Origin of the sequence: Mesorhizobium sp. J428 (genome assembly GCF_024699925.1) — a bacterium.
Taxonomy (GTDB): Bacteria; Pseudomonadota; Alphaproteobacteria; order Rhizobiales; family Rhizobiaceae; genus Mesorhizobium_A.
This window is the reverse complement of sequence record NZ_JAJOMX010000001.1, coordinates 2,816,547-2,836,577: the sequence shown is the minus strand read 5'-3', so window position 1 is coordinate 2,836,577 and position 20,031 is coordinate 2,816,547. Positions and strand designations below refer to the sequence as shown.

The following is a 20,031-nucleotide window of genomic DNA, read 5'->3' as shown; positions in this document are numbered from 1 at the left end:
CCCGCCCGGCCTCTCTCTAACAAGCCCCGCGGGTGATGACAAAGAAAAAGGCGTTGCCCGGGGTGCGGCGCCGCGCGGTGTCAGGAGTGGATCGTGTCGCGTTATCTGTCGCTTCGACTGGCTCTTTGCGCGGGGCTGGCAGGCTTCGCGTTCAATGCCGCCTCCCCGTTGCTGCCGTCCGTCGGCGAGGCCGCGGCGCAGGCGGTTGGCCCCAACAAGAGCGGCCTGCCCCTTCCCCGCTTCGTCACGCTGAAATCCGGACGCGTGAACCTGCGCATCGGGCCCGGCCGCAACTACCCGGTCGAGTGGATGTACCTGAAGTCCGGCCTGCCGGTCGAGGTCATCCAGGAATACGACAACTGGCGGCGCATCCGCGATTCGGAAGGCACAGAGGGCTGGATCAACCAGTCGCTTCTGTCGGGCAAGCGCAGCGGCATCGCTGCTCCCTGGTTCAAGGGCAAGGAGGCAACGATCCAGATGCGCGCCAGTCCGGCCGAGGACGCGCGGCTGGTCGCCACGATCGAGCCCGGCGCCATGGGCGAAATCCAGGCCTGCAACGGCAACTGGTGCCAGATGCGGTTCGACCGCTACAAGGGCTGGGTGCCGCAGAACCTGATCTGGGGCGCTTATCCGGACGAAACGATCGAAGACTGATCGAGCGTCAGCAGCCGCGCTTCGGGCGCAGGCGGATGACGATGTCGATATTGGCGATCTCCATGCCGGGCGGCGGCGCCGGCACATTGCTCACGGTCACCGGCCCGGCCTCGATGTCGAGAACCTTGTTCTCGCCTTCGACATAGAAATGATGATGGTCGGACGTGTTGGTGTCGAAATAGGTCTTCGCCCCTTCGACCGCGAGGATGCGCAGCATCCCGGCCTCAGTAAACTGGTGCAAGGTGTTGTAGACCGTGGCGAGCGACACCGCAACGCCGACGCCCAGCGCTTCCTCGTGAAGCTCCTCGGCCGTCAGATGGCGGTCACCCTTGGCGAACAGCAGCGATGCGAGGGAAACGCGTTGCCGCGTGGGGCGAAGCCCCGCCTCGCGCACACGCGTCTCGACATCAGGTCCGATCGTTTGGGTCGCCTTGTCCATTTCCTTCCGAACCGCCGTCCGAAGCCGGCCACGCGGCAACAGCCCGAACCCCGGGCGAACGCCGCTTTTTCCAGCATATATTCCGGGAACCGCCAGCGATCAATAGCGGCACATTGACCGCTCCGACCCGGCAAGCTAATCGAAGCCGGCAGTTTCCTTCGTCGCGAAGCCCGGCGAGGACGCGCGGGCAAAGACAAGAATGCGCTTCGATCTGGGAGCTTCGACGGGAGACCACATGGCCGAAAAGAAATCCAGCTACGGCTACGACGAGCTCCTCGCCTGCGCGAAGGGCGAGTTGTTCGGACCCGGCAACGCCCAGCTTCCCTATCCGCCGATGCTCATGTTCGACCGCATCACGGAGATCAGCGAGACGGGCGGCGCGTTCGACAAGGGCTTCATCCGCGCCGATTTCGCGATCCATCGCGACCTGTGGTTCTTCCCCTGCCATTTTATCGACAATCCGATCATGCCAGGGTGTCTCGGCCTCGACGCGCTGTGGCAGCTCACGGGATTCTATCTCGGCTGGCTCGGCGAACCGGGCAAGGGCATGGCGCTCTCGACCGGAGAGGTGAAGTTCAAGGGCATGGTCACACCGAAGACGAAGTTGGTCGAATACGGCGTCGACTTCAAGCGCGTGATGCGCGGGCGGCTGGTGCTCGGCATCGCCGATGGCTGGCTTAAGGCCGATGGCGAGACCATCTATACGGCGACCGACCTGAAGGTCGGCCTCGCCAAGCAGGAAGCAGCGGCCTAGCGCGGCGGCACACGGCACAAGGAGCATTCCATGAGACGAGTCGTCGTCACCGGTCTCGGCATCGTATCGTCGATCGGCAACAATGCGGACGAGGTGCGCGAATCCCTGCGCGACGCAAAGTCGGGCATCAGCTTTTCGCCGGATTTCGCCGAACACGGCTTCCGCTGCCAGGTCTGGGGCGCGCCGACGCTCGATCCGACGGACCTGGTCGACCGCCGCGCCCTGCGTTTCCTGCACAAGGGCGGCGCCTGGAATCACGTCGCCATGCAGCAGGCCATCGCGGATGCGGGGCTGGAAGAGGGCGACATCACCAACGAGCGCACCGGCATCATCATGGGCTCGGGCGGCCCGTCGACGCGAATCATCGTCGAGGCGGCTGAAACCACCATCAAGAACAACAGCCCGAAGCGGATCGGCCCGTTCGCCGTGCCGAAGGCCATGTCCTCGACGGCGTCCGCGACGCTCGCCACCTGGTTCAAGATCCACGGCGTCAACTATTCGATCTCGTCGGCCTGCTCGACCTCGGCGCACTGCATCGGCAACGCGGCCGAGATGATCCAGTGGGGCAAGCAGGACGTGATGTTCGCCGGCGGCCACGAGGACCTCGACTGGACGATGTCGAACCTGTTCGACGCGATGGGCGCGATGTCGTCCAAGTTCAACAACCGGCCGGAAGTCGCCTCGCGCGCCTACGACGTCGACCGCGACGGCTTCGTGATCGCGGGCGGCGCCGGCGTGCTGGTGCTCGAGGAATACGAACGCGCCAAGGCGCGCGGCGCGAAGATCTACTGCGAGCTCACCGGCTACGGCGCCACCTCCGACGGCTACGACATGGTTGCCCCTTCAGGCGAAGGCGCGGTGCGCTGCATGCGACAGGCGCTGGCGACGGTGAAGGGACCGGTCGACTACATCAACACGCACGGCACCTCGACGCCGGTCGGCGATTCGAAGGAGATGGGCGCCATCCGCGAGGTGTTCGGCGACGCGCTCCCCAACATCTCCTCCACCAAGTCGCTGACCGGCCATTCGCTGGGTGCCGCCGGCGTGCAGGAATCGATCTATTCGATCCTGATGATGCAGGCGGGCTTCATCGGCGAAAGCGCCCATATCGAGACGCTCGATCCCGAATTCGAAGGCATGCCGGTCGTGCGCAAGCGGATCGACAACGCCAGGATCGACACGGTCCTGTCCAATTCCTTCGGGTTCGGCGGCACAAATGCGACGCTGGTTTTCCAGCGCGTGGCAGACTGAGGGCAGCGCACAGATGAACGGACTGATGCAGGGCAAGCGCGGCCTGATCATGGGGGTCGCGAACGATCATTCCATTGCCTGGGGCATTGCCCAGATGCTGCATGCACACGGCGCGGAAATGGCCTTCACCTACCAGGGCGAGGCCTTCGGCCGGCGCGTCAAGCCGCTGGCCGAGAAGGTCGGCGCGAAGCTGGTCCTGCCCTGCGACGTCGAGGACAGCGCCTCGGTCGACAGCGTGTTCGACGCGCTGAAGGCCGAGTGGGGCACGATCGACTTCATCGTCCACGCCATCGGCTTCTCCGACAAGAACGAGCTGAAGGGCCTCTATGCGGACACCACGAAGGAGAACTTCATCCGCACGATGGTGATCTCCTGCTATTCGTTCACCGAGGTCGCGCGGAAGGCCGCCGCCATGATGAACGAGGGCGGCTCGATGATCACGCTCACCTATGCCGGCTCGGTGCGGGTGATGCCGAACTACAACGTCATGGGCGTCGCCAAGGCCGGGCTCGAGGCCAGCGTGCGCTACCTCGCCAACGATTTCGGGCCGCGCAACATCCGCGTCAACGCGATCTCGGCAGGACCTGTGCGCACGCTCGCCGGCGCCGGCATTTCGGACGCCCGGCACATGTTCTCCTACCAGGCGCGCAACTCTCCGCTCAGGCGCACGGTGAGCCTGGAGGAGGTGGGCGGATCGGCCCTCTACCTGCTCTCGACCCTGTCGGGCGGGGTGACCGGCGAGATCCACTACGTCGATTCCGGCTATCACATCGTCTCGATGCCGACGCTGGACGAACTGAAGCGGACGGACGACGGCGCCTGACCGTTCTGCGCATTCAACAATCGCTAACGATAGCGGGAAACCGACTTTAAGGGGATTTCCTGTACGGATGGCCCGCTTAAGGATGTTTGGCGCATGCGGACGTATGCAAATCCGACTCGCAGCCCGCTGTTCCGGCTGATCACCATCGCCGCCGCGGGCATGTCCAGCTTCGTGCTCGGCCTGTGGGCGCTGCGCATGGGTTTCGGCGCACAACTGGGCGGACTGACGCCCTCGGCGCTGGGCGGAATCATCGCCTCGCTGTGCGCGCTCGCGGCGGCCGGCTCCTCGCTGTCCTTCTTCGCGGGCATCGACGAGTCCGCCAGCTTCGTCCACAACGAAACGCAGGTGGACAAGCTGACCGGCCTGCATTCGCGCCAGGCGATGATCGGCAGGATCGCAGCCGCCGCGGCAGCGACCGTGCAGGACGGGAAACCCGTCTTCCTCGTCGACATCGACATCGACCGCTTCAAGCAGATCAACGACGCGATCGGCTACACGCAAGGCGACGAGCTGATCCGCGCCTTCGCCGCGCGCCTGCGCGACCACGTGCCGCCCGGATCCGAGATCGGCCGCATCGGCGCGGGCGAGTTCGCGATCCTGGTTCCAGATGGCCGGATCGTCTCGATCGATCGGACGGTGGAAAAGATCATCGAGACCATGATGGAGCCCTATCGCCTGACGACGCATCTGCAGTCGGTGAACCTGTCGGTGGGCATGGTCGCCATGCCGAAGGACGGACGCGATCCGATCGTGCTGCTGCGGCGCTCAAACCTCGCGCTGCAGAATGCGAGGGCGAGCGGCATCGGCAACTGGTCGGTGTTCCACCCCGACATGGGCCAGATCGCCGACTACCGGCAGTGGATCGAGTCCGAGCTGCATGCCGCCTTCCAGCGCGGCGATTTCGACCTGTACTACCAGCCGCAGCACGACCTCGCCACCGACAGGGTGATCGGCTACGAGGCCCTGCTACGGTGGCGGCACCCCAAGCGCGGCATGATTCCGCCGGCGGAGTTCGTGCCGGTCGCCGAGGAAACCGGAATGGTCGTGCCGATCGGCGAATGGGTGCTGCGCAAGGCCTGCGCGGACCTGAAGTCGCTGCCTCAGGACATGTACATCGCGGTCAACATCTCGCCCGTGCAGATGATGACGAAGGACTTCGTCTCGCGCGTCCGCGCCGTCCTCGCCGAGACGGGCGTGAACCCGTCGCGGCTGGAGCTCGAGGTGACGGAGACGGCCATGATGCAGGACCGTGAGCGCGCGGCCCAGGTCATGCGGCAGCTGGCCGAGATGGGCATTTCGGTCGCCGTCGACGATTTCGGCACCGGCTATTCGAACCTCAGCTACCTGATCGACTTCCCCTTCCAGAAGCTCAAGATCGACCGGTCCTTCGTCAACCGCATCGATAAGGACAATGGCGGGGCGGTTGTCGCCACCATCGTAGGCCTCTCCCGCGCGCTCGGCGTGCGCACGATCGCGGAAGGCGTCGAGACGGAGAACCAGGCGACGCTGCTGCGCGCCGCGGGATGCGACGTGGTGCAGGGCTTCCTCTATGGCAGGCCGGGCCCGCTGGCCGCGATGGGGTTGGATGCCCGGCCGGTTGCGGCGGCCACCACGGTCCACTGACCGTCACTGCCACCTCAAGGCTTTTTGCCTTGACCCGGCTATATTGAGCGTTCATCACCAGTCATTCACAGTTCGCGGGGGGATCGCGGACCAATTCACTCCGATGAGGTGGCGCCGGGCGGGATGAAGCTCAGGAAGTTCTTTTGGCCGGTTGTCGGCAGCGCGGCCGTGGTCTTCTCGATCTGGCTGCTCTATCACGAGCTGCGCGGCGTTTCCCTCGAGGAGATGAAGGCCAGCTTCGCGCGGATTTCGCTGCACAGCTGGCTTTTGGCCATCCTCTCCACCTTCGTCGCCTACGGCGCGCTCGCCGGATACGACAACATCGCGCTGAAATACCTGAACCGGAAGGTGCCGTGGCTGTTCATCACCATCGGCTCCTTCACCACCTATGCGATCTCGCACAATGTCGGGGCCTCGGTGCTGTCCGGCGCCGTGGTCCGCTACAGGGCCTACGGGTCCAAGGGACTGACCATGGCGGAGGTCGGCATACTCGTCGCCTTCTGCTCCTTCACCTTCGCGCTCGGAGTGGTGTTCCTGACGGGGCTGGTCTTCGTCATCGAGCCCGAGATCACCGACAGGTTCGTCGACATCCTGCCGACCGACTTCTCGCTGGGCACGGGCTATCTTCTGCTGGGGCTGGTTGCGCTGTACGTCCTCGGTTCCCTGCTGAAGCTGCCGCCGCTGCGGATCAAAGGCTTCAGCCTCGGCTATCCGTCTCCCGCGATCGTGGCGCGGCAGCTCGTCATCGGCCCGATCGAGATCATCGGCGCGGCCGGCATCGTCTACTTCGCGCTACCCGAGGCCGGAAACCCAGGTTTCCTCGTGATCCTCGGCATCTTCCTGATCTCGTTCTCCGTCGCGCTGCTGTCGCATGCGCCGGGCGGGCTCGGCGTGCTCGAACTCGTCTTCGTCCACGCGCTGTCGGAGATGGACCCGGCGGACGTGATCGCGGCGCTGGTCGTGTTCCGGCTGCTCTACCTGATCATTCCGTTCGTGATCGCGCTTGTGGTCATCCTGCTGTTCGAGCGCTCCCGCTTCGGGAAAGAGGATGGCTAGTCAGCGCTTCGCCCAGAGCACCTTGTAGGTCTGATCCCTGACGGTCTCTCCCGACTGCCTGAAGCCGGCGGCAAGGGCCGCCTCATAAGGCAGGCCGCGATTGGCGACCATGTAAAACCGGCCGTTCGGCTTCAGCGCCGCGCTCGCGGCGCGGATCATCGCATGGCCGATGCCGGGGTCAGCCGCACGCCCCTGATGGAAGGGCGGGTTCATGACGATCGCATCGAACTTGCGCGGCACGGGTTCGGAAGCAAGATCGGTCCAATGGAAGCCCACGGGGACGCGCGCGTCGGCAAGATTGAGCTTCGCGGCTTCCAGCGAGGCATGGTCCGCCTCGAAGAGATCGAGCGAGGCGGCGCCAGGGCACCGCTCCGGAACCTCGGCGGCAAGATAGCCCCAGCCGGCGCAGAAGTCCGCCACCGCCCCCGAGAGATCGGCCGGGATGTGCTGCGCCAGGAGCCGCGAGCCGGCGTCGATGCGGTCGTGGGAGAACATGCCGGGGGTCGCGCGAAAGCGGCCGCCGATGAGAGCCTCCCTGTTGGGGGTCGCCAGCATCGCGGCCACCGCGCGCGCATCCGCCGGCCGATGGAGCCAGAAGGCCTGGCCGTGGAACTTGGAGAGGCTTCCCTCAAGCGGAGCGAGCGCCTCCAGCCGCTTGCGCAGGCTGGCGATGCCGTCGTCCTTGCTGCCGGCCACGAGAATCATGGCCGTCGGCGAACCGCGCCGCATTGCCTCGGCGATCAGAATCTCGTTCAGCCCCTTATGCTTGCCCGCCAGGACGAGGACGAGGTCATACCCCTCCCCGTCCGCCTCCGGCACCACCCTGTGCCGGCCGGCCTTCAGCTTCAGAAAATCCGGACGAAACCCTTGAGCAAGCGTGAGGTCGGCGTCGAAGCCGTCCGGCAGCCGGAACCCCGGCTCGGCGCCGAGGAAAAGCACCCTCGTGCCCTTGCCGGGCACGTCGAGGTCGCCAATTTCGAAGGGGTGGAACAGGGTTCTCAGAACGTCAACCATAGCTATGGTCGCTCAGTATCTTGCATGCACGTAAAAGGAGAATATTATGTATTGTGCAACCAGATGACGCATCTCGTCGAACCAGAGTTTGTCTTTTGGTCGCCAACTCACCATCGATGGGGAAAAAGGCCATGGCTCGCTTACGGAAAATATCACTGGTCCTCGTTACCGTCGGAGCGCTGATAGCATCGCCAACGGTTGCCGCATACTCACAGGATGTCACTAAAGAGCAGGTTGAGAAAGCGGAGTTGGAGGCACGACTTGCCAGAGCTGAGGCAGAAAAAGCCAGAGCGGATGCGGACGCAAAGGCAGAACTGATCCGACTTGAGAATCTAAACAAGTGTAACGCCGCGACCTGCTGAGGCAAGTTCCTCTTCCGAATCCATACATCAAATACTAAGCTGGGAACGGATTAGCAGTACGCGGGTAACGTCCGTCTTATATGCTAATCCTCTCGGCGATGTTCTGATAATACTACGTTCCGCAGAATGTTTGCAGCACGCGTTCTTCGGGCTGCGGCGGCTCGGCGTAGCGCTCCATCCCCGGCTGCTCGTCATAAGGATAGGCGAGGACGCCGAGCATGTCATGGAACGGGCCGAAATCATCGCGCTCGACGGCCGCCGCGATCAGTTCCTCGATCAGATGATTGCGCGGGATGAACCTTGGATTGCTGGCGTTCATCAGCGCCGCACGCTCTTTCGCAGCGATGCCTTCGACGGCGAGCCGCTCCAGCCACAGGCGCGCCCAGGCGTCGAAGCCGGCGGGATCGGCGAAGAGCCTGCGTGTCGCCCCGCGCGCGACATCCTGCGGGAGAAGGGCCGCATCCTGCGCCAGCGTGCGGAAGGTCAGCGTGAAGTCGGCGCCGCCGGCCGCCATCGTCTCGAGCAGGCCCTTCACCAGCGCCTTGTCCTCGTCGCGCGGGGTGGTCAGTCCGAGCTTCGGTCGCATGCCTTCGACATAGTTCGCCTCGAAGGCCGGCAGGAATGCCCCCAGCGCCTCCTGCGCCACCGGCACAGCCTGATCCGGATCATCGTGCAGCAGCGGCAGCAGGCATTCGGCCAGCCGCGCGAGGTTCCACAACGCGATGTGCGGCTGGTTGGAGAAGGCATAGCGGCCATGGCGGTCGATGGACGAGAACACCTTGGCGGGGTGGTATTCGTCCATGAAGGCGCAAGGGCCGTAGTCGATCGTCTCGCCGGCGATCGACATGTTGTCCGTGTTCATGACGCCATGGATGAAGCCGAGCTGCATCCATCTGGCGATCAGCGCTGCCTGCCGGGACAGGATCGCCTCGTACAGCGCGAGATAGCGGTTGGCGGCCTCCCTGGCCTCGGGATAGTGGCGGTCGATGACATGGTCCGCCAGCGTGCGGATCGCGTCCACATCGCTGCGCGCGGCGAAATACTGGAAGGTGCCGACGCGGATGTGGCTCGCGGCCACGCGCGTCACCACCGCACCCGGCAGGCGGGTCTCGCGATAGACCGGATTACCCGTCGTGACGGCCGCCAGCGAGCGTGTCGTCGGCACGCCGAGCGCCGTCATCGCTTCGGAGACCAGATATTCTCGCAGCACCGGGCCGATCGCCGCGAGCCCGTCGCCATTGCGCGAGAAGCGCGTCGGCCCCGCGCCTTTGAGCTGGATATCGCGGCGGCGGCCGGCCGTGTCGACCACCTCGCCGAGCAGGATCGCCCGGCCGTCGCCGAGCTGCGGCACGAAATGGCCGAACTGGTGGCCGGCATAGGCCAACGCGACCGGCTCCGCGCCCTCAGGAACCGTATTGCCGGAGAAGATCGCAGCCAGCGTCGCATCGTCGAGGCCGGCGACGTCGAGGCCGAGTTCGGCAGCCAGCTCCCGGTTGAACTTCACCAGACGCGGGCCTGCCGCCCGCGCAGGCTCCGCCGCGGCATAGAATCCGGCTGGCAGCCGCGCATAGGAATTGTCGAAGCGGCCGATCGCCGGTGCTTCGCTCAACGCCGCCACTGTCGTTGCTCTGCTCATCATGTGCTCACACCGCCGGACACCGGCACATCCACATACATAGGTCCCCGAACCGGCTACGTCATCCACTCTGTCGGATTTGAACGCCACCCGCGTTGAGAACGACGATCCTTCGCAAGACCGCCCCGGTGCCCCATGCTGCGCATGGCTCCCTGCGTTGCGAGCGCTAGCCTCGCCCCTCCTGCGCGATCGTCATCCCGGCGACCGAAGGTCAGCCGGGATCCATTCCTCTCTCCGGTTACACGTTGAAAGCGCCCCACGCTCGCAAGAAGAGGGTCAGCGCCGACCCGCCAAGGTCAATCGATCCCGGCTGACCTCCGGTCGCCGGGATGACGTCGCGCGAGGGGCGAGCGCCGACTTGGGAAAGCCTCGGCGGTCGGTTCCGGGACATCCATTCGATGGATCGATTTCCGCTCACTTTCTGCTAACCCCTTGATCCTATTGGCGCCCGAAATTTTTCCATCCCCGCCTTTCAGGAATGCACGACACTGGCTGCGATGAAAGGAGCCGGCGATGGGCTGGAGGGCGAAGGCAGGGAGGGAACAGGCGTTAAAGGCGAGGATCGTCATGCGCCTGTTCTCGATCGCCGACATGGCCGAACAGGCCGCCGGCCGCTCGTTCTGGGTCCGCTGGTGCGTGCTGTGGGCCGCCTGGCAGGCGAATGCGCTGCTGAGCGCCTATGTCGAGGGCACGCTGCGCAGTTCCGCACGCAGAACCTGGACACCGGTCCTGATGCCGGCCGGCTTCGGCGCAGATCCCGCCGACGCGGAGGACCTTGCCGACTCGCTCAGGGCATTTGGCCACTATATGCAGGCCGTCGCGGCGCATCTGTGCCGCCTGTCGTTCCTGCATCAAGGGCAGGCCTCCGATGAGGCTGGTAATGAGGGCGGGCCACATTACGACATCTTGCAGCGTCTGGCTGATGCCGCCCTCTCGCTGCCAGAGCTGCGCGACACGTCCTGAGAAGCGCTTGTCGTGCCCCTTCTCGCAGTGACATCGCAGATGAGATCGGCCTTCCCTTGCACGGGGAGGATAATAGCGCACGCACGCCCCGCCCTTCGGGCACCTTCTCCCCGTGAACGGGGAGAAGGAGAGCCACCTCAAAGCAAAAAGGGCGCGGATCGCTCCGCGCCCTTTCAATATAATCCGATACCCGAGATTACTCGGCGGCCTCTTCGGCCTTCTTCTCGGACTTGGGGATTTCCTTGCCGGTCGCCTGGTCGACCACCTTCATCGACAGGCGCACCTTGCCGCGCTCGTCGAAGCCCATCAGCTTGACGAAGACCTTCTGGCCTTCCTTGACGACGTCCGTCGTCTTCTGGACGCGGTCGTTGGCGAGCTGCGAGATGTGGACGAGGCCGTCCTTCGGGCCGAAGAAGTTGACGAAGGCGCCAAAGTCCGCGGTCTTGACGACCGTGCCCTCGTAGATCTCGCCCACTTCCGGCTCGGCCACGATCGAGTGGATCCACTTGCGGGCCGCCTCGATCTCCTTCGCATTCGACGAAGCGATCTTCACCGTGCCGTCGTCCTCGATGTTGATCTTGGCGCCGGTCTTCTCGACGATCTCGCGGATGACCTTGCCGCCCGAACCTATGACGTCGCGAATCTTGTCGGTCGGGACGTGCATGACCTCGATGCGCGGCGCGAACTCGCCGAGCTCCGAACGGGCGCCGGAGAGTGCCTTGCCCATCTCGCCGAGGATGTGCTCGCGGCCGCCCTTGGCCTGGTCGAGCGCGACCTTCATGATCTCCTCGGTGATGCCGGCGATCTTGATGTCCATCTGCAGCGAGGTGATGCCGGCGGTGGTGCCCGCAACCTTGAAGTCCATGTCGCCGAGGTGGTCCTCGTCGCCGAGGATGTCGGAGAGAACCGCATAGCGGTCGCCTTCGAGGATCAGGCCCATGGCGATGCCCGCGACAGGCTTGGCCAGCGGAACGCCCGCATCCATCAGCGCCAGCGAGGTGCCGCAGACGGTCGCCATCGAGGACGAGCCGTTCGACTCGGTGATCTCGGAGACGACGCGGATCGTGTAGGGGAACTGCTCCGCCGCCGGCAGCATCGGACGGATGGCGCGCCAGGCGAGCTTGCCGTGGCCGATCTCGCGGCGTCCCGGCGAACCCATGCGGCCCGTCTCACCGACCGAGTAGGGCGGGAAGTTGTAGTGGAGGAGGAACTTCTCCTTGTACATGCCCGTCAGCGAGTCGACATACTGCTCGTCCTCGCCGGTGCCGAGCGTGGCGACGACGATCGCCTGCGTCTCGCCGCGGGTGAACAGCGCCGAACCGTGGGTGCGCGGCAGGATGCCGACTTCCGACACGATCTTGCGGACCGTCGTCAGGTCGCGGCCGTCGATGCGGCTCTTGGTGTCGAGGATGTTCCAGCGCACGACCTTGGCCTGGAGCTCCTTGAACACGGAGGCGACCTTGTCGGCGGCATACTTGGCCGGCTCGTCGCCGACCGGAGCGAAGGCGGCCTTCACCTTGGCCTTGACGGCGTCGACGGCGGCATAGCGCTTCTGCTTGTCGACGTTCTTGTAGGCTTCGCGCAGCTCGTCACCGACGATCGCGAGCATCTCGGTCTCGAGGCCGGAGAGATCGTCCGGCGTGAAGTCGCGCGGCTCCTTGGCGGCGACCTCGGCCAGTTTGATGATCGCGTCGATCACCGGCTGGAAGGCCTTGTGGCCGAACATCACGGCGCCGAGCATGGTCGGCTCGTCGAGTTCCTGCGCTTCCGATTCAACCATCAGCACCGCGTCGGACGTGCCGGCGACGACGAGGTCGAGCTTCGATTCCGGGATCTCGTCGACATGCGGGTTCAGCACGTACTGGCCGTTGATGTAGCCGACGCGGGCAGCGCCCACCGGACCCATGAACGGAACGCCCGACAGCGTCAGCGCGGCGGAGGCGGCGACCATCGACAGGACGTCCGGATCGTTCTCCAGGTCGTGCTGCATGACGGTGACGACGACCTGGGTGTCGTTCTTGTAGCCGGCCGGGAAGAGCGGGCGGATCGGACGGTCGATCAGGCGGGAGACCAGCGTCTCCTTCTCGCTCGGACGGCCTTCGCGCTTGAAATAGCCGCCCGGGATCTTGCCGGCAGCGTAGGTCTTTTCCTGGTAGTTGACGGTGAGCGGGAAGAAGTCCTGGCCGGGCTTCGGCTCCTTCATCGAGACGACGGTCGCGAGAACGACGCTCTCGCCATAGGTCGCGAGCACCGCGCCGTCGGCCTGGCGTGCGATCTTGCCGGTCTCGAGGATGAGCGGACGGCCGCCCCACTCGATTTCCACCTTGTGGTGATTGAACATGTCTTGTCCTTCATATGCGGGACGGGCGGCACCGGACCATTCCGGCGCGCCATTCGGTCCCTGGCTTCGTGTCGGACGAGCCACGGGCAAGACAACGGGAGGCTTGGCTTTCTCGCGCATCCTCGGCGCAACAAGCATCCGGCAATCCTGCCCCATGACTGTCCATGGGCGGTTCCGGGTTCATACAAACGTGGTCCAGGTCCGGAACCGGTCGGGCCGACCCTCTGGCGGCGGCCCATTGCAGAGCCGCCGGGTCCGTTACCGGACCCGGCGGCGAAGTCGTCAGCGGCGCAGGCCGAGCTTCTCGATCAGCGCATTGTAGCGCGCCTCGTCCTTGCCCTTCAGATAGTCGAGCAGGCGGCGGCGCTGGGATACAAGGGCGAGAAGGCCACGACGCGAGTGGTTGTCCTTCTTGTGATCCTTGAAATGTTCGGTCAGGTTCTTGATGCGTTCGGAATAGATGGCGACCTGTAAACTTCCGGCGAACCCGTGTCGCCCGGCTTGGTCGCAAATTCCTTCATCAGTTCAGTCTTACGCTCAGCAGTCAGCGACATCGCGCTTTTCCTTTCTCTCTTGTCAGGAAACGGGATGCCCTCAGCCGGGATGTCGTCCAGCAGGGGCCGTGTCTGCAAAGCCGGTTAACCGCTTTGCTGCGGGGCCTATACTGCATGTCCAAGGGAAAAGCCAGCCCCTTCGGCAGCGGTGCCGAAGCGATGCTTCGCCAGATCGGTCTAGAGCCACTTCCGCCATTTGAAGTAGCCGAGAAGAGCCAGCGCCACAATCAGCATGAAACCGAGCGCGGCGGGATAGCCATACCGCCATTCGAGCTCCGGCATGTTCCAGGGCGAGGCCTGCGGATCGAAGTTCATGCCCCAGATGCCCGCCAGGAAGGTCAGCGGGATGAAGATCGAGGAGACGATGGTGAGGATCGAGATCACCTCGCTCACCCTCGCCTGGGAGAGCGAGTTGTGGGTGTCGAGAAGCTCGGTCAGCAGTTCGCGGTCCGTCTCGACCGCGTCGATCAGCCGGACGGAATGGTCCAGCGTATCGTTGAAATAGACCGCCGTCTCGCGATGGACATAGGGCGCATCGGCGCGGGTCAGCGCGGCAAGGGCGTCGCGCAGCGGCCAGAGCGCCCGCTTCAGCGCCACGACCTCCCGGCGCAACAGGTGAAGGTCGCGCAGGTGGTGCTTGCGCGGTCCCGCCAGCATCTCGTCCTCGATGTGATCGATCTGGTCGCCGATCGTCTCGATCGGCCCGAAATAGCTGTCCACGATCGCGTCGATCAGGGCGTAGGCCAGATAGTCGGCCTTGCGCGTGCGGAGCCGGTTCGGCAGCGTCGCCTCGATGCGCTTGCGCACCGGCGCGAAGGGATCGCCCGCTCGCTCCTGGAAGGTGATGACGAAGTTGTCGCCGAAGAAGACCGATATCTGCTCCCAGCGCCGCGACGCGGGATCGTCGATCATGCGCATCACGACATAGGCATGGTCGTCGTAGAAATCCGCCTTCGGGCGCTGGCTGGTGTTGACCGTATCCTCGAGCGCCAGCGGGTGCAGGCCAAAGATCGTGCCGAGCTCGCGGATGAGATCGACATTGCCGAGGCCGACACAGTCGATCCAGACGAGCGGCCATTCGGCGCGGCAGTGGCGAACTGTCTCGAGACTGGCGTTCTCGAACAGCATCGAACTGTCTGCGGCGATGCCGGTCAGCGTCAGCGCCGGCTGGGGTGCGGTGGGATCGGCGATCAGCGTACCAGGCGGGGCGCCGATCGGAGAGCGCTTCGTGCGCGTCCGCTTATGGAAGGGTTCTGCTTTCTCGGCCGCCATGCGCTCGGTCCTGCTGTATCGCTGGGATAGCAAGTCCGACGCGAAAGCGACAGGCGCCTTTGTGGTCGCCATTTCGACGGCGGAAAGGGTCGGGTTGCCTAGACCGTGAAGACGCGGCGCGGCTTGAACATGCCGGCCTCCACCGAGCCGATCGCGACCAGCTTGCCGCGTTGCGTGGCAAATGCGTCCGCCGCCTCGACGGGTGCGTCGCGGCCGCGCACGATGACCGGATTGCCGAGCCGGACTTTCTGGGCTGCGTCGTCGCCAAGCGGAATCTCCGGCAGGCTCTCGAGCGCGACGGCCGTGTCGACCAGAAGCCCATCGAGCGCATCGAAGGCCGTTGGCGTCTCGTCCGGGTCGGGGCGGGTTTCGGTGCCGTCCGGATTGCGGACGACGCCAGCGGCTGCTTCGAGCTCGGCCACCGTCACGAGATCCTCCGTCTCGAACGGCTCGACCAGTTCACGGCGCAGGTCGCTGACATGGCCGTAGCAGCCGAGATCGCGGCCCATGTCGCGGGCAATCGAGCGGACATAGGTGCCCTTGCCGCATTCAACCTCGAAGGTCGTATGGCCGTCGTCCGGCATGTCCACGATGTCGAGCCGGCCGATCTCGATCTCGCGGGCGGCGATCTCGACCGTCTCTCCGGCTCGGGCGATGTCGTAGGCGCGCTCGCCGTCGATCTTGATCGCCGAGAATTGCGGCGGCACCTGCATGATCACGCCGGTGTATTTCGGCAAAAGCGCGCGGACCTGCGCCTCGGTCGGCCGGTCGGCGGATGTGGCGGTTGCCACGCCCTCGAGATCATCGGTCGCGCGTTCCTCGCCCCAGGCCACGGTGAAGCGGTAGATCTTCGCCCCGTCCATCACATAGGGAACGGTCTTGGTCGCCTCGCCCAGCGCGATCGGCAGCATGCCGGACGCGAGCGGGTCGAGCGTGCCGGCATGGCCGGCCTTCTCGGCGCGGTAGAGCCATTTGACCTTCGAGACGGCCTCGGTCGAGCCCATCCCGGCGGGCTTGTCGAGCACCACCCAGCCGGAGATGTTGCGGCCCTTCTTCCTGCGCGGCTTGCTCACTCGTCGTCTTCCTTGTCGAGATCCCGCGCCACTTCCGGCGAACGCAGCAGCCGGTCGATCTTCGCCATGTTGTCGAAGCTCGTGTCGAGGCGGAAACGGAATTCCGGCATGTATTTCATCTGGCGCAGCGCGCCTGAGACCCGGCCACGGATGAACTTGGCATTTTGCGCCAGCGCCTTGATCACCGCCTCGTCGTCCTTGGCCGCGAGCGGCGCGACGAAGGCCGTCGCGATCTTGAGGTCGGGCGACATGCGCACTTCGGAAACCGAGATCACGGTCTGCTCGATGACCTCGTCACGCACCTCGCCGCGCGCGAGAACTTCGGCAAGCGCATGGCGCACCTGCTCGCCGACGCGCAGCATGCGCTGGGATGGTCCGGTGGTTCCACTCATGGCCTAACTGTCCTTGGCACCTACGCTGCCGCCTGCCTCGACCGCTCGTCGATGTCGGCGGCGAAGTCCTGCATGTCTTCCTGGTCCCGGAAGGCCGCCAGCGGAATGATCACCGGCAAGGCGCCTTCGCGGATGAATATGTGGCGGTCCGTGCAGACCACCTGCGTGATCCTGTCGACGTCCACCTGCCGGGTTCCGGACAGCCGGTGCTCGATCAGGCGGTCTTCCCACTGGTCGAGCGTCGCCTGGCCTTCCACGATCGGCAGCGTGGCCGCCTTTCGCCGAACATCGAGATTGGTCCAGACGACGGCCGCAACGCCGGCCCCGACCAGGAGGACGACGATCGATGTCCACCACAGCGCCGGGCCGATGTCGCGCGGAACGATGCCGGCCAGCAACCCCGCCACGCTGATCAAGAGGAGAAGCCGCAGCTTGTCCCAAGCCGTCAGTTCGTGGCGCAGCACAGCGAAGGCCAAGGCATCCGCACGCGATACCGTATAGGCAAGCGTGCGGATGGGAACCTGCGCTCTGTCGCTCATCTGCTCCCCGGCGGGCCGGTCAGAGCGTCCGCGTCACCATCTCGACTCGGAAGCACTCGATGATGTCGCCGACCTGGATGTTCTCGTAGTTCTGGAACGCCATACCGCATTCCTGACCGACGGGAACCTCGGAGACCTCGTCCTTGAAGCGCTTGAGCGTCTTCAGCGTGCCCTCGTGGATCACGACATTGTCGCGGATCAGGCGCACGCCCGCACCGCGCTCGACACGACCTTCGGTGACGCGGCAGCCCGCGATCTTGCCGACCTTCGTGATATCGAAGACCTCGAGGATTTCCGCATTGCCCAGGAACGTCTCGCGACGCTCCGGCGACAGAAGGCCCGACATCGCCTGCTTCACATCGTCCACAAGGTTGTAGATGACGTTGTAGTAGCGGATCTCGATGCCGGCCTGCTCTGCCGCCTGGCGGGCCTGCGGGTTCGCACGCACGTTGAAGCCGATGATCGCGGCACCCGACGTCTCGGCGAGCGAGATGTCGCTCTCCGTGATGGCGCCCGCGCCCGAGTGGACGATGCGGGCGCGCACCTCGTCGGTGCCGAGCTTCTCGAGCGCGATCGCGATCGCCTCGACCGAGCCCTGCACGTCGCCCTTGATGATCAGCGGGAATTCCTTCACGCCGACCGTCTGGAGCTGCGACATCATCTGCTCGAGCGAGCCGCGCTGGCCAGCATGCTTGGCCACCGCCTTCTCGCGGGCGAGACGCTGGCGATATTCGCTGATCTCGCGCGCCTTCGCCTCGGTCTCGGTCGTGCCGAACGTGTCGCCGGCGCGCGGAACGCCCTGCAGGCCGAGCACCTCGACCGGCATGGACGGACCCGCTGTCTCCACGCTCTCGCCCTGATCGTCGATCAGCGCGCGCACGCGGCCCCACTCGTTGCCGACGACGATGATGTCTCCGGGAATGAGCGTGCCGGTCTGCACCAGAACGGTCGCGACCGGGCCGCGGCCCTTGTCGAGACGCGCCTCGATGACGACGCCTTCGGCAGTGCGGTCCGGATCGGCCTTCAGGTCGAGCACTTCGGCCTGCAGGATGATCGCTTCCAGCAGCTTGTCGATGCCGGTGCCCTTGATGGCCGACACCTCGACGTCGAGCACCTCGCCGCCCATCGATTCCACAAATACCTCGTGGCGGAGCAGCTCGGTGCGGACCTTCTGCGGGTTGGCCGACGGCTTGTCGATCTTGTTGATCGCCACGATGATCGGCACCCCCGCCGCCTTGGCGTGGTTGATGGACTCGATCGTCTGCGGCATCACGCTGTCGTCAGCCGCAACCACCAGGACCGCGATGTCCGTCGCCTGCGCACCGCGGGCACGCATGGCGGTGAACGCCTCGTGGCCGGGCGTGTCGAGGAAGGTGATCAGGTGTCCGTCCTTGTCGACCTGATAGGCGCCGATGTGCTGGGTGATGCCGCCGGCCTCGCCCGCCGCCACCTTGGCGTGGCGGATGGCATCGAGCAGCGAGGTCTTGCCGTGGTCGACGTGGCCCATGATGGTGACCACCGGCGGACGCGGCTCCATGTTTTCGGGTTTGTCCTCGACCTTGAACATAGCGCCTTCGATGTCGGACTCGGCGACGCGCTTGACCGTGTGGCCGAAGTCGGTCGCGACGAGTTCCGCGGTGTCGGCGTCGATCAGGTCGCCGGGCTTCATCATCTGGCCCTGCTTCATGAAATACTTCACGACGTCGACGGCGCGCTCGGACATGCGCTGCGCGAGATCCTGGATCGTGATCGTCTCGGGTAGGGTGACCTCGCGGGAGATCTTCTCGCGCGGCTCGTTCTGCATGCCGCGCTTGAACTTCTCCTGGCGGCGGCGCATCGCGGACAGCGAACGGCCGCGGCCGTCACCGTCGGTCAGCGCTGCGGTCACGGTCAGCTTGCCGCGGCGACGCTCCTCGTCGGTCTTGCCCTTTGCAGGACGGGCGACCTCGGGCGTGGCGATGCGGCGCGGCGGAAGAGCTGCGGGTGCACCTCGGCCACCGCCACCTCCACTGCGTGGACGCACCGGCTCGTCCTCGTCGGGAACCATGACATCGGCGGTCGCGGCGGGAGCGCGACGGCGCGCATCCTCCTCGGCGCGCTTGCGCGCCTCCGCCTCACGTTTCAGCCGCGCTTCCTCCTCCGCCTGGCGGCGGGCAGATTCTTCGCGCTCCTTCCTGCGGCGCTCTTCTTCCTCGGCGCGACGGCGCGCTTCCTCGGCGGCCTTCTGGCGGTCCTCCGCCTCGCGCGCCTGCGATCCCGCAAGCGCACGGCGGCGTGCTTCCATCTCGTCGCGAGACAGCTCGTTCAGGACCACGCCCGACCGCTCCGGGGCGGGGGCAGGCCGCGGACGCGGCGGCTCGACGACGACCGGCTTCGCCACGACGGGGGGAGCCGCCGGCTTCGGCACGAGCACGGGCGCGGCCGGCTTCTCGCCGGGCAGCGGGAATTTCCGCTTCTTGGTTTCGACGACGACCTGCTTCGTGCGGCCATGCGAGAAGTTCTGGCGCACCGTGCCCTGCGTCACACCGGCCGGCTTGAGGCTCAGAGTCTTCTTCACATTGACGCTCAGCGTCTTGTCGTCGTCTGATTTCGTATCGCTCATTCCATATCCTTAGATGCGCCATCGACGGATTCGATGGTCGCCGAACCGAGGCCGTCATCCGGGGATCCGCCCCGGTATCGGTCAAGCGCTACCACGCGCTTCAGCGCCGCCTTGCCCGCGTCCCCGGCGAGCACGGCTGCATGTATCACATTTGCCCCCCCCCCCAATGCCAAACCCAATTCGGCCTCCGAAAAGAGTTTGTATGCGGGGATATCCGGCCCGCCGAGATGGACCGTCGCACGCCGCGCCTGGGTGATCTTGCGCACTCCGTCGGCCTGCGCTTCGCGCGCATGGAGCACGGCGGCCGCCTCGCCGCTGCGCACCGTCGCCTCCACCTTCGCAGCGCCAAGCGCCACGAGACCGGCCTTGCGGGCCAGTCCCATCGCCCCGAGCGCGTGCTGGGCAAGGATGCGGTCCACCATCTCGCCAAGATCCGGCGCGACGGCGACGTCGGCCTTGAAGGCACGGCGGAACATGTTCTTGCGTGCCGCCTCATCGACATGTCGGCGGTCCGCGCTGACCCAGCAGCCGCGGCCCGGTAGCTTTCTCTTGATATCGGGAACGACGGACGAGTCGGGACCGACGACGAAGCGGATGAGACCCTCAGGGTCTCCCGCTTGCCGCGTCACGATGCAGGTGCGATCGTTCATCTCGTTCAAGGTCTGCTCCAGGCCTCGGCATGA

General features: G+C 65.5%; 17 protein-coding genes and 1 pseudogene. 7 read left to right on the top strand and 11 right to left on the bottom strand.

Features of this window, described 5'->3' with window-relative positions; translation table 11 throughout:
- The first annotated feature begins 93 nt into the window (after window positions 1–93).
- Entirely contained in the window at window positions 94–654 is a 561-nt protein-coding gene (locus LRS09_RS14375) for an SH3 domain-containing protein (protein WP_374684841.1), read from the top strand.
- Window positions 655–661: 7 nt separating this feature from the next.
- Here the strand turns inward: LRS09_RS14375 and irrA are convergent, their stop codons facing one another.
- Complete coding sequence (gene irrA / locus LRS09_RS14370; RefSeq protein WP_257807464.1) at window positions 662–1,093, bottom strand: iron response transcriptional regulator IrrA; 432 nt, start codon at window positions 1,091–1,093, stop codon at window positions 662–664.
- A gap of 235 nt (window positions 1,094–1,328) precedes the next feature.
- Between irrA and fabA the strand changes: the two genes are divergently transcribed.
- The 5 genes from fabA (at window position 1,329) to LRS09_RS14345 (ending at window position 6,600) form a co-directional block, all read left to right on the top strand.
- Complete coding sequence (fabA, locus tag LRS09_RS14365; protein ID WP_257807463.1) at window positions 1,329–1,847, top strand: 3-hydroxyacyl-[acyl-carrier-protein] dehydratase FabA; 519 nt, start codon at window positions 1,329–1,331, stop codon at window positions 1,845–1,847.
- A 30-nt stretch (window positions 1,848–1,877) separates the two neighbouring features.
- Complete coding sequence (gene fabB, locus LRS09_RS14360; protein ID WP_257807462.1) at window positions 1,878–3,098, top strand: beta-ketoacyl-ACP synthase I; 1,221 nt, start codon at window positions 1,878–1,880, stop codon at window positions 3,096–3,098.
- Between the two features lie 13 nt (window positions 3,099–3,111).
- Window positions 3,112–3,921 carry an enoyl-ACP reductase FabI gene (gene fabI, locus LRS09_RS14355; RefSeq protein ID WP_257807461.1) on the top strand — a complete coding sequence of 270 codons (810 nt, stop codon included), beginning with the start codon at window positions 3,112–3,114 and terminating at the stop codon, window positions 3,919–3,921.
- A 93-nt stretch (window positions 3,922–4,014) separates the two neighbouring features.
- Window positions 4,015–5,544, top strand: coding sequence for a bifunctional diguanylate cyclase/phosphodiesterase (locus LRS09_RS14350; protein WP_257807460.1), 1,530 nt, complete (start codon window positions 4,015–4,017; stop codon window positions 5,542–5,544).
- A gap of 123 nt (window positions 5,545–5,667) precedes the next feature.
- Window positions 5,668–6,600, top strand: a complete 933-nt coding sequence (locus LRS09_RS14345; RefSeq protein ID WP_257807459.1) for a YbhN family protein — start codon at window positions 5,668–5,670, stop codon at window positions 6,598–6,600.
- Here the strand turns inward: LRS09_RS14345 and LRS09_RS14340 are convergent, their stop codons facing one another.
- Window positions 6,601–7,614 (bottom strand): class I SAM-dependent methyltransferase, encoded by a 1,014-nt coding sequence (locus LRS09_RS14340; RefSeq protein ID WP_257807458.1) that lies wholly within the window; start codon window positions 7,612–7,614, stop codon window positions 6,601–6,603.
- Window positions 7,615–8,088: 474 nt separating this feature from the next.
- Entirely contained in the window at window positions 8,089–9,612 is a 1,524-nt protein-coding gene (locus LRS09_RS14335) for a protein adenylyltransferase SelO family protein (protein ID WP_308240353.1), read from the bottom strand.
- 513 nt (window positions 9,613–10,125) lie between these two features.
- On the opposite strand from LRS09_RS14335, the gene LRS09_RS14330 reads away from it, so the two are divergent.
- Entirely contained in the window at window positions 10,126–10,575 is a 450-nt protein-coding gene (locus LRS09_RS14330) for a hypothetical protein (protein ID WP_257807455.1), read from the top strand.
- Window positions 10,576–10,771: 196 nt separating this feature from the next.
- Here LRS09_RS14330 and pnp read toward each other — a convergent pair whose 3' ends face one another.
- The 8 genes and pseudogenes from pnp to LRS09_RS14290 form a co-directional block, all read right to left on the bottom strand.
- Entirely contained in the window at window positions 10,772–12,916 is a 2,145-nt protein-coding gene (gene pnp, locus LRS09_RS14325) for a polyribonucleotide nucleotidyltransferase (RefSeq protein WP_257807454.1), read from the bottom strand.
- 282 nt (window positions 12,917–13,198) lie between these two features.
- Window positions 13,199–13,470: pseudogene (rpsO, locus tag LRS09_RS14320) on the bottom strand (30S ribosomal protein S15).
- A gap of 177 nt (window positions 13,471–13,647) precedes the next feature.
- A complete protein-coding gene (gene corA, locus LRS09_RS14315) occupies window positions 13,648–14,742 on the bottom strand; it encodes a magnesium/cobalt transporter CorA (protein WP_257807453.1) in 1,095 nt (364 codons plus the stop codon).
- Window positions 14,743–14,840: 98 nt separating this feature from the next.
- A complete protein-coding gene (gene truB / locus LRS09_RS14310) occupies window positions 14,841–15,815 on the bottom strand; it encodes a tRNA pseudouridine(55) synthase TruB (RefSeq protein ID WP_257807452.1) in 975 nt (324 codons plus the stop codon).
- Window positions 15,812–16,207 (bottom strand): 30S ribosome-binding factor RbfA, encoded by a 396-nt coding sequence (gene rbfA / locus LRS09_RS14305; RefSeq protein WP_257807451.1) that lies wholly within the window; start codon window positions 16,205–16,207, stop codon window positions 15,812–15,814. Before rbfA ends, truB begins: the two co-directional genes overlap by 4 nt.
- Window positions 16,208–16,227: 20 nt before the next feature.
- Window positions 16,228–16,746 (bottom strand): hypothetical protein, encoded by a 519-nt coding sequence (locus LRS09_RS14300; protein WP_257807450.1) that lies wholly within the window; start codon window positions 16,744–16,746, stop codon window positions 16,228–16,230.
- A 19-nt stretch (window positions 16,747–16,765) separates the two neighbouring features.
- Window positions 16,766–19,348, bottom strand: coding sequence for a translation initiation factor IF-2 (gene infB, locus LRS09_RS14295; RefSeq protein ID WP_257807449.1), 2,583 nt, complete (start codon window positions 19,346–19,348; stop codon window positions 16,766–16,768).
- Entirely contained in the window at window positions 19,345–19,998 is a 654-nt protein-coding gene (locus LRS09_RS14290; protein WP_257810196.1) for an RNA-binding protein, read from the bottom strand. The genes infB and LRS09_RS14290 overlap by 4 nt, the downstream gene beginning before the upstream one ends.
- Between the last annotated feature and the right edge of the window lie 33 nt (window positions 19,999–20,031).